This window comes from Streptosporangium sp. G12 (assembly GCF_052983175.1).
In genome coordinates this window covers 176,137-188,913 of record NZ_JBRIQO010000005.1, presented here as the reverse complement: position 1 = coordinate 188,913, position 12,777 = coordinate 176,137, and the positions used below count along the sequence as shown (strand labels likewise).

The 12,777-nt window shown below is 69.7% G+C and carries 14 protein-coding genes; 3 read left to right on the top strand and 11 right to left on the bottom strand.

Annotation, left to right across the window (positions count from 1 at the left end):
- Positions 1-255 precede the first annotated feature (255 nt).
- On the bottom strand, positions 256-729 hold the full coding sequence (locus tag ACVCAG_RS09940; protein WP_440085084.1) for a VOC family protein: 474 nt from the start codon (positions 727-729) through the stop codon (positions 256-258).
- 540 nt (positions 730-1,269) lie between these two features.
- Positions 1,270-1,755 carry an Rrf2 family transcriptional regulator gene (locus tag ACVCAG_RS09935; protein ID WP_440085083.1) on the bottom strand — a complete coding sequence of 162 codons (486 nt, stop codon included), beginning with the start codon at positions 1,753-1,755 and terminating at the stop codon, positions 1,270-1,272.
- On the opposite strand from ACVCAG_RS09935, the gene ACVCAG_RS09930 reads away from it, so the two are divergent.
- Complete coding sequence (locus ACVCAG_RS09930) at positions 1,720-2,583, top strand: cupin domain-containing protein (RefSeq protein WP_440085082.1); 864 nt, start codon at positions 1,720-1,722, stop codon at positions 2,581-2,583. The genes ACVCAG_RS09935 and ACVCAG_RS09930 overlap by 36 nt on opposite strands.
- A gap of 87 nt (positions 2,584-2,670) precedes the next feature.
- Here ACVCAG_RS09930 and ACVCAG_RS09925 read toward each other — a convergent pair whose 3' ends face one another.
- Positions 2,671-3,036 (bottom strand): peptidase inhibitor family I36 protein, encoded by a 366-nt coding sequence (locus ACVCAG_RS09925; protein WP_440085081.1) that lies wholly within the window; start codon positions 3,034-3,036, stop codon positions 2,671-2,673.
- Positions 3,037-3,600: 564 nt separating this feature from the next.
- On the opposite strand from ACVCAG_RS09925, the gene ACVCAG_RS09920 reads away from it, so the two are divergent.
- Positions 3,601-4,032: a hypothetical protein gene (locus ACVCAG_RS09920; protein WP_440085080.1), complete on the top strand. Its 432-nt coding sequence runs from the start codon at positions 3,601-3,603 to the stop codon at positions 4,030-4,032.
- Between the two features lie 218 nt (positions 4,033-4,250).
- On the opposite strand, the gene ACVCAG_RS09915 is transcribed toward ACVCAG_RS09920, so the two are convergent.
- Together ACVCAG_RS09915 and ACVCAG_RS09910 are read right to left on the bottom strand one after the other, a co-directional pair.
- Positions 4,251-4,706 carry a GNAT family N-acetyltransferase gene (locus tag ACVCAG_RS09915; RefSeq protein ID WP_440085079.1) on the bottom strand — a complete coding sequence of 152 codons (456 nt, stop codon included), beginning with the start codon at positions 4,704-4,706 and terminating at the stop codon, positions 4,251-4,253.
- A gap of 82 nt (positions 4,707-4,788) precedes the next feature.
- Complete coding sequence (locus ACVCAG_RS09910) at positions 4,789-4,977, bottom strand: hypothetical protein (RefSeq protein ID WP_440085078.1); 189 nt, start codon at positions 4,975-4,977, stop codon at positions 4,789-4,791.
- Here ACVCAG_RS09910 and ACVCAG_RS09905 point away from each other — a divergent pair.
- Positions 4,967-5,398, top strand: coding sequence for a TetR/AcrR family transcriptional regulator (locus tag ACVCAG_RS09905; protein WP_447189757.1), 432 nt, complete (start codon positions 4,967-4,969; stop codon positions 5,396-5,398). The two genes, ACVCAG_RS09910 and ACVCAG_RS09905, sit on opposite strands and share 11 nt — an antisense overlap.
- Positions 5,399-5,463: 65 nt before the next feature.
- Here ACVCAG_RS09905 and ACVCAG_RS09900 read toward each other — a convergent pair whose 3' ends face one another.
- The 6 genes from ACVCAG_RS09900 to ACVCAG_RS09875 form a co-directional block, all read right to left on the bottom strand.
- Complete coding sequence (locus ACVCAG_RS09900) at positions 5,464-6,819, bottom strand: GH1 family beta-glucosidase (RefSeq protein WP_440085076.1); 1,356 nt, start codon at positions 6,817-6,819, stop codon at positions 5,464-5,466.
- Between the two features lies 1 nt (position 6,820).
- Positions 6,821-8,425, bottom strand: a complete 1,605-nt coding sequence (locus ACVCAG_RS09895) for an FAD-dependent oxidoreductase (protein WP_447189756.1) — start codon at positions 8,423-8,425, stop codon at positions 6,821-6,823.
- Positions 8,426-8,427: 2 nt separating this feature from the next.
- Positions 8,428-9,279, bottom strand: a complete 852-nt coding sequence (locus ACVCAG_RS09890) for an ABC transporter permease subunit (RefSeq protein WP_440085074.1) — start codon at positions 9,277-9,279, stop codon at positions 8,428-8,430.
- Complete coding sequence (locus ACVCAG_RS09885) at positions 9,279-10,214, bottom strand: carbohydrate ABC transporter permease (RefSeq protein ID WP_447189755.1); 936 nt, start codon at positions 10,212-10,214, stop codon at positions 9,279-9,281. Before ACVCAG_RS09885 ends, ACVCAG_RS09890 begins: the two co-directional genes overlap by 1 nt.
- Before the next feature lie 13 nt (positions 10,215-10,227).
- Positions 10,228-11,553: an extracellular solute-binding protein gene (locus tag ACVCAG_RS09880; protein WP_440085072.1), complete on the bottom strand. Its 1,326-nt coding sequence runs from the start codon at positions 11,551-11,553 to the stop codon at positions 10,228-10,230.
- Between the two features lie 129 nt (positions 11,554-11,682).
- Positions 11,683-12,702, bottom strand: a complete 1,020-nt coding sequence (locus ACVCAG_RS09875) for a substrate-binding domain-containing protein (RefSeq protein ID WP_440085071.1) — start codon at positions 12,700-12,702, stop codon at positions 11,683-11,685.
- Between the last annotated feature and the right edge of the window lie 75 nt (positions 12,703-12,777).

The following is a 12,777-nucleotide window of genomic DNA, read 5'->3' as shown; positions in this document are numbered from 1 at the left end:
TGGATATCGCGTTGACCCGATGCCTGCGCAGGGCGATCGGTTGGATCCGCCCTGCTCATGGAGGCGTGCCGGCCCGCACTCGCAGCTGTGAGAGCCAGGCGTGAGGGAGCGCGTCCCCGGCGGGCCGGCTGAACCGCGCCGTGTTCGTGGCCGGGCACACCGGGGCCCCCATCGGTCCCGGCGCGGTTCAGTGTGTTCCACGGCGCCATCTGGACTGGTCACGACCCTTGGCGGCGTTGGAGGGCCGGCGTGGTGTCAGCGGCCGGGGGCCCGCTTCTTGACCTCCTGGAGCACCCAGCCATTGCCGTCCGGGTCGCTGAAGGTGGCGTAGGAACCGTAGTCGGCATGGTCGGGGTGCGGGCCGGCCATCGGCCCCTGGCCCTCGATCTGGTGGGCGACCTCTCCGCCGTCGTGGCCGTGGTAGAAGAGCCCTCCGGCATCGTGGAAGATCTCGCTCACCTCGATGCCGCGGCCGACGAGCTCGGTGCGGGCCTCCTGGATGTCGGAGACGACGAGGTAGAGGCCCTGGACCGAGCCGGGCGCGGCGGAGGTGATCCCCTCGCCGAATATGATCGAGCACTCGGAGCCCGGCGGTGTGAAGTGCACCGCGCGCCAGTTCTCACTGACGGCCTTGTCGAGATCCAGACGGAATCCCGCCGCCTCGTAGAAGGCCTTGGCCCGGTCGACGTCGGATACGGGCAGCACGATGAGTTCGAGTTTCAGGTCCATCTGGGGTCCATCTTTCTTGACGTCGGTGAATCGCACGCCGTGCGTCACCGGTTCGACAGGTGATTGCGATCGGCGGCGCGGCACATGCCGCCGCCGTGCGGTTTCTCTCTTGATTCACAGCCGTGTCCTGTGCGCGGCTGTGGTGCTGATTGCCGGACAGGGCCCGGCCCGATGCGCCGTCCCCTGCTGCGAGCGACGGTTCTTGCCGGTCATCTGCGTCACGGCGGCCACTTCGGCCTCCGCTCCGCCGGCTGATCACGGCTCTGGCGCGCGCCGCCGGCAGTCAGGGATGTCGTTGAGGGATATGTCACCGGTGTCGGACGGCGATATCTTCAAAGGCTGGACGGTTTTTCCAGAGAGGCGGCGATCGGCCGGAGTCCTCGACGTAAGTGCTGACCCGCGCCCTTCTGCTCGCCCAGGGTCGGCGACATGTTCCTTGATGGCGTCGCACGCCGGCGAATCCACCGTCAACAATCTAGATATATTTTATCCAGATCAACCTCCGAAAAGATCGCGCGATCACGTCGCGTGGGAAAAGGGTCAGTCGTGCCCGAGCGCCTGGCGAACATGTGCCCCCACGGTGGGAGCGTGTTCTTCGGCCGCGGCCTGCACGTCGGCGAGACTCTGCTCGGCCAGTGTCTGCCGCCAGGCTGCTTCGGCTCGCCCCATGGCGGTCTTCACCGCACACGGCTGGGCAAATCCGGCCTCGGGGCATCGCTCACCGATGGTGCCGCACCGGCGGATCTCGGTGCAGCGGAAGAGCGGCGCATCCCCCTCAACGGCGAGGACCACATCCAGCACCGACACCGCCGCCAGGGGGCGGGCCAGGCGAAAGCCGCCCCGCGCACCTGGAACGGACTCCAGCAGGCCCCCCTTGACCAGTTGCTGAAGCTGCTTGTTCAGGTAGGACGCCGACAGGTTGTGACCGGCGGCCAGCTGCGCGGTCGCCACCGGCTCGCCGTCCCCCAGCCATGCCAGATTGAGCAGCGTATGCATCGCCCACTCGACACCCTTGCCCGTTCGCACAACCTGGACATTAGACATCCAGTTTCAATCTGTCAAAAAATGCCTGCTCATCGGCCACGGCATGCCGCCCGGGCGTTGTGGATGGCCTCGAGGTGCTTGTCGGTCCAGCGCGCGACCCGGCCGATGATGGCCGGCAGCTTCCCGCCCGGCGTCGGTGAGGTCGTACTCGACCTGGGGCGGGACGGTGGGGTGGCCCACCCCGAGCAGGAGGAGACCTTCTACATGCTCGACGGCGAGCTGGAGTTCCTGGACGGCGACCACCGGTTCACCGCCGTCGCGGGCGACTGCGTCCACGTTCCGCGGGGCCTCCGCCACAGCTTCCAGAACAAGCGCATGCACGCCGTGAGGATGCTCTTCATGTTCACTCCGCCCGGGCCCGAGCAGGTCTTCGTCGACCATGCGACGCCTGCCAGGGACGGCGAGACGCCGCCGCCCCTGGACGATGAGCAGCTCGCCCGGCTCGAGACGATGGCCAGGTTGATCAAGCCGATCAGGCTGTGGATTCCGGGGCGATCCGGTAGCCGAGAGCCTCGAGCCGGCGGACGTGGTTGCGTTTCCCGCGTCCGGGGCCAAGGCGATTGTCGCAACGGCCGGGGCCGAGGTCGATGGGGCGGGCGCCGGGGTGGAGAGAAGCCACCCGCCGAGGGAGCGGGTGGCGGAGTGGAGAGAGGCCGCCAGCCGATGGAGCGGCCGCCGGCGGCGACGGCTCGTTGCTCGCGGCGTCGGCGGGTGACGCGTCGACACCGATCAGCTGATCAGGCGCGGAGCCCACAAGAGCGTCGAAGCCCTGGAAAAGGACGTCCGCGCCTGGATCAGCCAGTGGAATGACAACCCTCGGCCGTTCGCGTGGGAGACCGCCGAAGGGATCCTCGAATCACTGGCCCGACATCGCCGGTGAGTTTCCGGCGCAGGACACTAGGCGTCGACGCAGACCCGGTCCACCTTGTTGTTGCTGGCCGAGCCCAGGTTTCTTGTCGAGCCCCTGGGGACCGACTCCAGATAGTCCCAGTAGCCCAGCCAGTTGTAGAGATGGACCGCTCCGTTGCCCCTGTTGTAAACGGAGGAGACCCGGTCGTTGAGGCCCATCGTCCCCAGGTCGAAGCACTTGCCGCCGCTGGGCGCGATCCAGATCCTGTTCACTCCGTTGGCGCTGTCGTAGTAGCAGGAATATCCCGACGCGCATTCCCACGCGAGGGCGTTGGCTTGGGCCGGGGTGGCAATGCTCATCGCCGCGGCCGCGGCCGTCGCCAGCAGCACGCTGATCGTACGTCGTTTCGTCACCAAGATCGCTTCCCTTTGGGGTTCGGTGATGGGTGGTGAATGGCCATTCCGCACCGGCGGGCTTCGGTTCGTCATTCCTTCGGCCCGTTCGTTTCTTCCGGGTGCAGGGACATCCTGTGACGAGGGTCCGTATTCCGTAACCTGTAAGGTTATAGGGCGGAGACGAAGCGTTTTCACATCGTGAGACCGAGTGGTGGCGGCCGGTGAGTCGCCTGCGGGCTCGCCGGCGCGGGCCGGGTGCCGAGTCGGCGTACCTGCTGTCGTCTCCCGCGACCGCGGCGGTCCTGGCGTTCCATATGGTCGCGGCACCGGGGGCGGGAGGACTCTGCCTCTCACGTCGCGAGGCGTGATTCACCCCTTCCCGGACGGGATATGCGGATGCCGGAAACCCGGTCGCCTCCGTGGAGTGCGGGCGTCGCCCAGGTGAGGCTCGGCAGGTCGGCTTCTCGGACTCGTGCCCGGCCAGGCGCGCAGAACATTCGTGAGAGACGGCTGAGGGGGATCTGCACCGTATCCTCACATTCCCTGCGCTCAACGAGCATGGGCGTCTGTTTTGATTGCGCCGTGACTGAGCGAGACGCCCCGGGGGCGAGTGATGTGCTCTGGGCCACGGGCTGTGGGATATCGGCGTTTATCGCGTTGGCGTGCGCGACATCGGGAACCTGTCTGGACATCGCGCTGGTGGCCAGGACGCAAGGTTACTGTCTTGGTGATTCAAGTGCCGGAGAGAGTTTGGCCGGCTTGATGTGGGCGGCGAGCCGGTTCGTTGTCTTTCCCGTCCTTTCCGGTGTCTTCCTGCTCGCCTCGCTGCCGGTCATTCTGCTCGCCCGCCTGCCCTGGTTCGCGAAACACGACCGGCTGAAGGCGACTCTGATGCTTCTGGCCGCCATGGTCTCGATCGTCGGGCCAACGGTTATGATCGTTTACGACGTGGCCACCGAAGGGATCACAGGTGACTGCGAACCGCCCTGGTGGCCGTCCTGGCTCCCTTCTTAATATGACTTCCTTCTTGATGCGACTTCGGCGATTTCGCACCCTGAGGGTTTTCTTCACGCTTTCTGGATCCTGTGACAACCCCGGGTCTTCGCGCTTATCGCGATCCGTGCGTGCATGAGCCCGCGCCCGCGCGGTTCCGCCCTCGGCGACTCGGACAGGACGGGACGGGTTTCACAGCCGTCACCGGGCAGTCGTCGGGTCCCGTAGATCAAGATCTTTCAAAGCGTCTTCGTCATGAACACGCTGTACGGGTCGGGCCGGTAATCCGCGAACGGTTCGCAGTAATCGAACCCGAACTTCTCGTACAGCTTCCGGGCGGGCAGGAAGAACTCGGTCGCGCCGGTCTCGAGGCTCAGCCGGGTGAACCCCATGCGTCTCGCCTCGATGATGATGTGCTCCAGCAGCAGGGACGCGGTCCCGCTCCGCTTGCGCGCCGGCGCGGTGCGCATCGACTTCACCTCGGCGTGGTCCGTGTCCAGCCTCTTGATCGCACCGCAGCCCACCAGGCTGTCACCGTCCATGACCGACCAGAACGTGATCTCGGGCCTGCGAAGCCCGTCCAGGTCAAGGGCGTGCTTGCTCTCCAGGGGCGTGGTGGATCGCATCTCCTGGACGTGCTCGTCGAGAAACCCGGCGATCTCCGGACCGGAGAGGTCGTCGAGGACGATTTTCATGTGCCGGCCTTTCCTCGGGCTGTGGAACCGATGGACATGTCGTCACGGGCCGACACGGGAAGGAGGGCCTTCCGGGTACCTGTCAGATCACCGAGCGGACCGTACCACCGTCCACGCGGAGCGTGGCACCGCTGACGTAGTCGGCGTACGGGCCGGCCAGGTACGCGACGGCGTTGTTGACCAGGATGTCGACCTCGCCGGCGGTGGCGGCCACCGCGTCGGCGCCCTCGTCCGTGGCGAGGTCGCCGATCGTCACGGCGATGCTGGTCAACCGCTACTTCGGTTCCAAGGAAGGGCTCTTCGCCGAGGTGGTGGAGGCGTCCATGGCCGACCGCACCGTCCTCACCGACGATCCGGCCACCCTCGCCCGCGACGTGGCCGCCGCCCTGGTCCGCCGCACCGCCCCGCACGCCGAGGGCCTCGACCCGTTCCTGCTCATGCTGCGCTCGGCGCCCAACCCCCGCGCCGCGAAGATCCTGCGGGTCGGCATCGAGAACCACGTCGAGGCCCACCTGCTCGACCTCGCCCCGGAACTGCGCGGCACGGACCGCGCGGCCATGGTCCTCTCGGTCGTCGCGGGCTTCTGGCTGATGCGTACGGTGATCGGCAGCACCGCTCTGGACGGCGCCGACGAGAGAACGCTGGCTCGGACGCTGGAGCAGCTGTTCGCGCTGCTCATGCGTCCCGGATAGCCGCTCGTGCGTCTTGTGCCGCTTCTCGCCGCCGGCCGCCGGGACCCGGACGGCCGGACCGGAGGTCAGCCGGGGATCACCCCGGTGGTGACGAGATCGCGGTACCAGAGGGCGCTGTCCTTCGGCAGGCGCCGTTGGGTGGTGAAGTCGACGTGGACGATGCCGAAGCGCTTGTGGTAGCCCTCGGCCCATTCGAAGTTGTCGAGGATGGACCAGACGAGATAGCCGCGCAGGTCCACGCCCTCGGCCAGCGCGGCGTGGGCCGCCCTGAGGTGGGAGTCGAGGTAGGCGACGCGGTCCGGGTCGGCGACCCGGTCACCCGAGGGGGCGTCGTCGTCGAAGGCCGCGCCGTTCTCGGTGATGAGCAGGCCCACGGAGGGGTGGTCGCGGGACAGGCGGGTCAGCAGGGTGGTGAGGCCCGCCGGGTCGATGGGCCAGCCCATCGCGGTGCTGGGGCCGCCGGGGTGGACGAAGGAGACGTCCTCGCTGCCCGGCCAGGCGGGGTCGGCGGGGGTGCCGGGGGCGTCGGCGACGTACTGGGGGCAGTAGTAGTTGATGCCGAGCAGGTCGATCGGCTGGTGGATCAGTGTGAGATCGCCGTCGCGCAGGTGGTCGAGGCCCGCGTGCCGATCGATGATCTTCAGGAGGTCCTCGGGCATCTCCCCGCACAGGGCCGGGTCGAGGAACTGGCGGTTGAGCAGCAGGTCGACGCGTTCGGCCGCGGCCGGATCGCCGATGACGGGCGAGAGATTGAGCGTCAGGGCCAGCTCGCCGGCACCGGCCTCGCGCAGCGCCCGGGCGCCGAGGCCGTGCGCGAGCAGCAGGTGGTGGGCGGCGCGGAAGGCGTCGCCCGCGTCGGTCCTGCCGGGGGCGTGGACGCCGCTGCCGTACCCGAGGAAGGCCGCGACCCAGGGTTCGTTGAGCGTCGTCCAGGTGCGGACGCGGTCGCCGAGCCGGGCGTGCACGGCCGTGGCGTAGTCGGCGAAGCGGTACGCGGTGTCGCGGGCCGCCCAGCCGCCCCGGTCCTCCAGCGCCTGGGGCAGGTCCCAGTGGTAGAGCGTCACGTACGGGTCGATGCCCGCGGCGAGCAGGGAGTCGACGAGGCGGTCGTAGAAGTCGAGACCGCGCGGGTTGACCGGGCCCGAGCCGTCCGGCTGGATCCGCGGCCAGGCGACGGAGAACCGGTAGGCGGCCAGGCCGAGCGACTTCATGAGCTCGACGTCGTCCACGTGACGGTGGTAGTGGTCGCAGGCGACGTCGCCGGTGTGCCCGGAGACCACCCGTCCCGGCGTCCGGGAGAAGGTGTCCCAGATCGACGGCCCGCGCCCGTCCTCACGGGCGGCGCCCTCGATCTGGTAGGCGGCGGAGGCGGCGCCCCAGACGAACCCGGCGGGAAAGGCCGGGCCGGTCGCTGCGGTCATGTCAGTCCTCCACGAGCTGGGGTACGGCGGGCTGGCGGCCGCACGGGGTGGTCCTGATCTCCTGCGACCAGGCGAGGGTGACGCCGAGGGTGCCGGTGAGCGTCCGCTGGAAGTCGGCGAGCCGGGCCGGATCGGCGCGGATCTTGCGCGGCGGCAGGTCGGCGGCGAGGGCCTGGACGGCGAGCGCGCCCACGGCCTCGCCGATGCTCCACTCGACGGGGTGGAGCCGGTAGCAGCCGTTGGTGACGTGGGTGGTGCCGATGTTCTTGTTGGCGGGCAGCAGGTTGTCGACGCGCTGGGGCAGCAGCGCGCCGAGCGGGATCTGGAAGGGGTAGCAGTCGACGTCCACGTAGGTGCGGCCGGACGTGCTGGGGTGCAGGTCGATCCGGTAGGAGCCGATACCGACCGAGTCGGCGAACACCTCGGACCCGGTGAGCGGGCCGCGCGCCTCCACCCCGACGTGCTGCTCCAGCACGGTGAACTCGGCCTTGATCCGCCGCGACTCCCGGACGTACACCGCCTTGGCCAGGCCGTCCTCGGTCCCGACGAGGTCGGGACGTAGTCGCAGGCCCGGGTATCCGGCCTCGGTCTGCATCCAGTACAGGAACGACAGTGACAGGTCGCGGGCACCCGCCAGCGCGCCCTCCCGGTCCGCCCCGGGACCGATCAGCGGCTGGTCCCAGTAGTCGATCTGCGGCCAGTTGACCAGGGTGACGTCGTGCGAGATGGTGCCGGGCTCGTACTGCTCCGCGGCCACGATCCGGCGGAAGTGCCACAGGTCATGCTTTCCAGGGATGTGCCCGTTGTCGTGGAACAGGCCGCGCGAACGCACCGACAGGTCGATCGGCTCCACGTCCGTCCACGACAGCTGGGGTCCCGGCCAGAACGGGGCCCGGTGGGTGCTCCAGTGGTCGTAGCCCGCCGGGCGGTCGATCGTGTGGTCCTCGCCCGGCCGGTACTCCAGCGGGAAGCACCAGCTGACGGCCTGCTGGTCGAGGGGGTTCGCCACGGGAGCGGCGTGCGGCTCCCCGGTGTCGGCGACGCCCTCCGCGCCCACCACGTGCTCGACCCCGGCCATGGGGAGCAGGTCGCCGAGCTCGGTGGCGTCCACGACGTAGTCGGCCGCCACGACCAGCTCGGTCCCGTCGGGCCGGGTGAAGGTGACCGCCTCGACCCGGTCGCCCGTCACCTCGACCGCCACGGGCGTGTGCCGCAGCAGGACGGTGACCAGCCCGGCGGTCCGGTACGGCGCGAGCATCTCGTCGATCACGGCCAGCGCCGCCCGCGGCTCGTGGCACAGCCCGCTGACCACGCCGAGCCCCGGATTGAGCAGGCGCTGCGCGGCCACCGAGGCGCGGAGCGGGTAGTTGCGGCGGTAGTGATCGCGGATGCCCTGTCGCAGCCTGCGGTAGCTCGACGAGGCGTACCGCGACTCGATCCACGGGTTCTCGTCCGGCGGGACCGCCTGGCTGGTCAGCTGGCCGCCCAGCCAGTCGGTCTCCTCGGTGAGCACCACCCGCCGGCCGAGCCTCGCGGCGGTCAGCGTCGCGGCGACACCGCCGAGGCCCCCTCCGACCACCAGCACCGGCGTGTGCGTCTCCTGCATGATCATCCCTTCACGCCGCCCTCGGACAGGCCGGCGACGAAACTGCGTTGGTTGAGGACGAAGACGGCCAGGATCGGCAGCAGCACCAGCACCGAGCCGGCCATGGCGGGCCCGTAGGCGACGTTTCCGCCGGTCAGGAACTTGCTCAGCGCCAGCTGGACGGTCTGCGTCCCGGGCGAGCTCGTCACGACGAGCGGCCAGAGGAAGTCGTCCCAGACGGCGGTGAAGGCGAACACCGCGACGGTCGCGACCAGGGGCCTCGCCAGCGGCAGATAGATCTTCCAGAAGAGCCTGAACTCGCTCGCGCCGTCGACCCGGGCGGCCTCGCCCAGCTCGTCGGGGAGCCCGAGGAAGTACTGCCGGGCGAGGAAGACGTTGAGCGGCCCGATCAGGTGCGGCAGGGTCAGCCCGGCCAGCGAGTCGAGCAGCCCGGAACCGCCCTGCCCGGTGATGTCGTTCCCGCCCGCCAGCGGGATCCCCTTCGCGATCAGGAACAGCGGGATGAGGGTCACCGCCACCGGCACCATCGTGGTCGCGACGATCGTCATGAAGATCGCGTTGCTTCCCCGGTAGGGGAGTTTGGCGAAGGCGTACCCGGCCGACAGCGCGAACACGCAGTTGGCGAGGACGACCAGCAGGGCGACGATCAGCGAGTTCGTCATCGCCGTACCGAGGTTGCCCGCGTCCAGGGCGGTCGAGAAGTTGTCGAGGACCGGGTTCTGCGGCAGCAGCCGCGGCTCGGCCGAGAACACCTCGGACTCGGGCTTGAAGGCGATCGAGACCATCCACCAGAACGGCACGAGCACCAGCAGCGTGGCGATGACCAGCGCGAGGACGGATCCTGGTCTCCGCATCACTTCCGCCCGTTCCCGCGCATCGCGACGAGCGCGAAGGCGAAGATCGCCGCGAACAGCACGAAGGCCATGGCGCTGGCGGAGCCGAACCGGTTGTTCTGGAACGCCTCCTGGTAGATCAGGTAGTTGGTGGTCGTCGTCGAGCCGAGCGGCCCGCCGCCGGTGAGGATGAAGATCTCGGCGAACGACTGCGACAGGTAGACGATGTTGATCGTGATCACGTAGACCATGACCGGCCGCAGGCCGGGCAGCGTCACGTGCCGGAACCTGGCCCAGGCGCCCGCGCCGTCCATCTTCGCGGCCTCGTACAGGGTGGCCGGGATCGCCTGGAGCCCGGCCAGGAACAGCACCATGTTGCCGCCGAGGGCCTTCCACACCCGCATGGCCGCGACCGAGTGCAGGGCGGTGTCCTCGTCGAGGAGCCAGTCGCGCGGATCGAGGCCGAGCGAGCCCGCGAGGTCGTTGAACCAGCCGTCGGGGGAGTACATCCACAGCCACACCAGGCTGACGGCCGTCAGCGGGACGATGCGGGGCAGGAACAGCCCGGCCCGGAACAGCCCGATGCCGGGCATCCTCCGGTTGGCCAGCAACGCCAGACCGAGCGCGATGCCGACCGCGAACGGCAGCACCTCCGCGACGAACTGGGCGGTCACCCGCAGGGACTTCAGGAAGTCCGCCGAGCCGAGCAGCGCCGTGTAGTTGTCGGTGCCGACCAGGCGGGGCGCGCCCCGGTCGAGCGGGCTGTAGCCGGTGAAGCTCAGGTAGAACCCGTACAGCACGGGGAACAGCTGGAAGACCGCCATGTAGGCGAGGACCGGGGCGGTGAAGGCGAGTCCGACGAGCTTGCGGCGGCCGGTCGGGCCTCTCCCGCGGGACCCGGCCCGCGGCGGCGGCGCCGCGGGCCGGGTCTTGCCGTGTTTGGTGAGGAGTGCCATCACTGGGTCACCGTCACTGGGCCGCGAGCAGCGGCCCGGCCTCGGCCGCCGCGTCGTCCAGCGCCTGCTTCGCGGTCGCCTTCCCGGCGAGCGCCTCCTCCAGGTGCTTGTCGAGCACGTCACGGACCTGCACCCAGGCCGGGACGTTGGGGCTGCCCACGTAGGCGGGGGCGGCGTCGATGAACGGCTTCAGCAGCGGCTGCCCGGTGACGTAGGCGCCCTGGGCGGCCGAGGCGCGCACCGGCAGCCCGCCGACGGCCTCGGCGTAGCGCTCGTTCACGCCCTTGGAGACCATGAACTCGACGAACTTCCAGGCGAGGTCCTTCTTCGCCGAGTCGGCGTTGACGAACAGGCCGGTGGTCGCCCCGCCGAAGGTCTTGGCGTCGACGGCCTTCAGCGGGGGCAGCACCCCGATCTTCGAGGCGAGGTCGGGCACGGCCTTGACCATCTGGAGTATCTGCCCGGTGGTCGCGGTGACCATCGCCGCCTTGCCGGTGGCGAGCGGGTTCTGCCCGGCGGGCTGGTTGGCGAAGTCGAGGCCGAGCTGGTCGCTGACCTTGCCGTCGCCGCCGTAGAGCCCGGCGAAGTACTCCAGCGCCTTCACTCCCTCGGGCGAGTTCCAGGTGACCTCCTTGCCGTCGGCCGACAGCAGCTCGCCGCCCTCCGACCCGATCAGCCCCTGGAAGCTCTGCACCCGCTGGATCTTGGCGGACTGAAGCATCAGGCCCGCCTGCTGGATCGCTCCACCGTCGCGTACGGTCAGCTTCCTCGCCGCCTCGGCGGCCTCCGTCCAGGTGGCCGGCTCGGTGACACCGGCCTTGCCGAGCAGGTCCTTGCGGTAGGCGACGAGGACGCCGCTGCCGCCCAGCGGGATCAGGTACTGCCCGCCGGCCACCTGGCCGCTCGCCAGATAGGGCGCGAGGTCGGTCCTGTCCGCCTCGGGCAGGGCGGCGATCCGGGCGTCGAGCGGCTCGATCCGCTTGGCCGCGGCGAAGCCCGCGGCGGCGGCCGGACCGTGGCCGAACACGTCGGGGGCGTTGTTGCCGGCGAAACCGGCGTTGAGCTTGGGCGACATCTGGGCCCAGTCGACGAAGGTCACCTGGACCCTCGTCTTGTTGGCGGACTCGAACTCGGGCACCAGCTTCTTGGTGACGAGCTCGATCTCCGGGGCGGAGTTGCCGGGGAACCAGACGGTCAGCGTGCCGGCCGTGTCCCCGCCGCCGCCGCTCCCGCTGCCGCCGCCCGTCCCGCAGGCCGTCGCGGCGAGAAGAACGCCCGCGCCGACCGCGACGGCGAGGAATCCGCGTCTGCCGACGGCTGTCCACCGGTTGGTGATCATGATTTTCTCCTGTTTCGGAGTATGGGGGGTTTCGAGGTGTGGGAGGCCGGCTCCCGGCGCTGGATCGCCGGGAGCTGGGAATGTTCGATTGTGGTCAGGCTCCGGGGGGAATGATCATGTGATCTGCGGTCAGGCTCTGGGCGGGCCGATCATGTGATCGTCGGGGAGGCCGCAGGGCAGCAACCGCTGGTGGTCGCCGGGGGCGTCGGAACCGGCCAGGATCCGGGTGAGCATCTTCACCGCGCCCCGGCCCATCTCGTTGCGGGGGATCCGCAGGCTGCTCCAGCCGCTCTCGGTCATCGTCACCAGGACGACCACCGACATGTCCGCGGGAGCGGCCAGGCCGCGCTCGCCCAGCGCGGCGACGAGCTGCCTGGCCAGGGGCTCGTTCTCGGCCAGGACGGCGGTGACGCCGCCGGCGTGCGCGGCGTCGACCCAGGCGGGGTCGAGCTGCGACGTGACGTACATCAGCTCGGGCAGCCCCGCGTCGGCGCAGCCGGCCCGGTAGCCGGCCTCCTTGTCGAGGAAGACCTCCATCCGGTCCGGTCCCGTGACGTAGGCGATGCGCCGGTGGCCCAGCGCGGCGAGCCTGCCGACGGTGTCCCTGGTGGCGCTGGCGTAGTCGGCGCCGACCCAGGCTATCTCGGTGCCGGGCACGGTCCTGCGCCCTATGTGAACGAAGGGGTATCCCTCGGCGGCGAGTCTGGCCAGCTCGGTGGAGCCGGGCTCGACGCCGAGCAGCACGCTGCCGTCGGCGAGCGCGAGCCGGTTCACCCCGTCGCTGTAGACCCGGCGGCGGCCGTCGAGATCCTCGGTGGAGGCGAACAGCACCAGGTCGTAGCCGTCCGCGACGGCCTGCTGCTCGATGCCGACCAGGAACTCGTGGTAGAAGTCCAGCTGGTCGAGCGGGAAGATCGACTCGAAGGTGTAGACCCCGAGCAGCCGGTTGCGCTTCCCGCGCAGGCTGCGGGCCGCCGGGTTGGCGACGTAGCCGAGCTGGCGCACCGCCTCCAGGACGCGCTGGACGGTCTGCTCCGGGATCCCGGTCTCCGGACCCCGGCCGTTGATGACCGCGGAGACCGTCGCCTGGGAGACGCCCGCGAGCTTGGCCACGTCGGCCTGACGGGCCCGGCGCCGCACTCCGTCCATCGCGATCTCCTGATTCGTATCAGTTGAGGGGGAACAGCCAGGAGAGGGTGGCTGGCTGATTCGTATTGGCGAAAC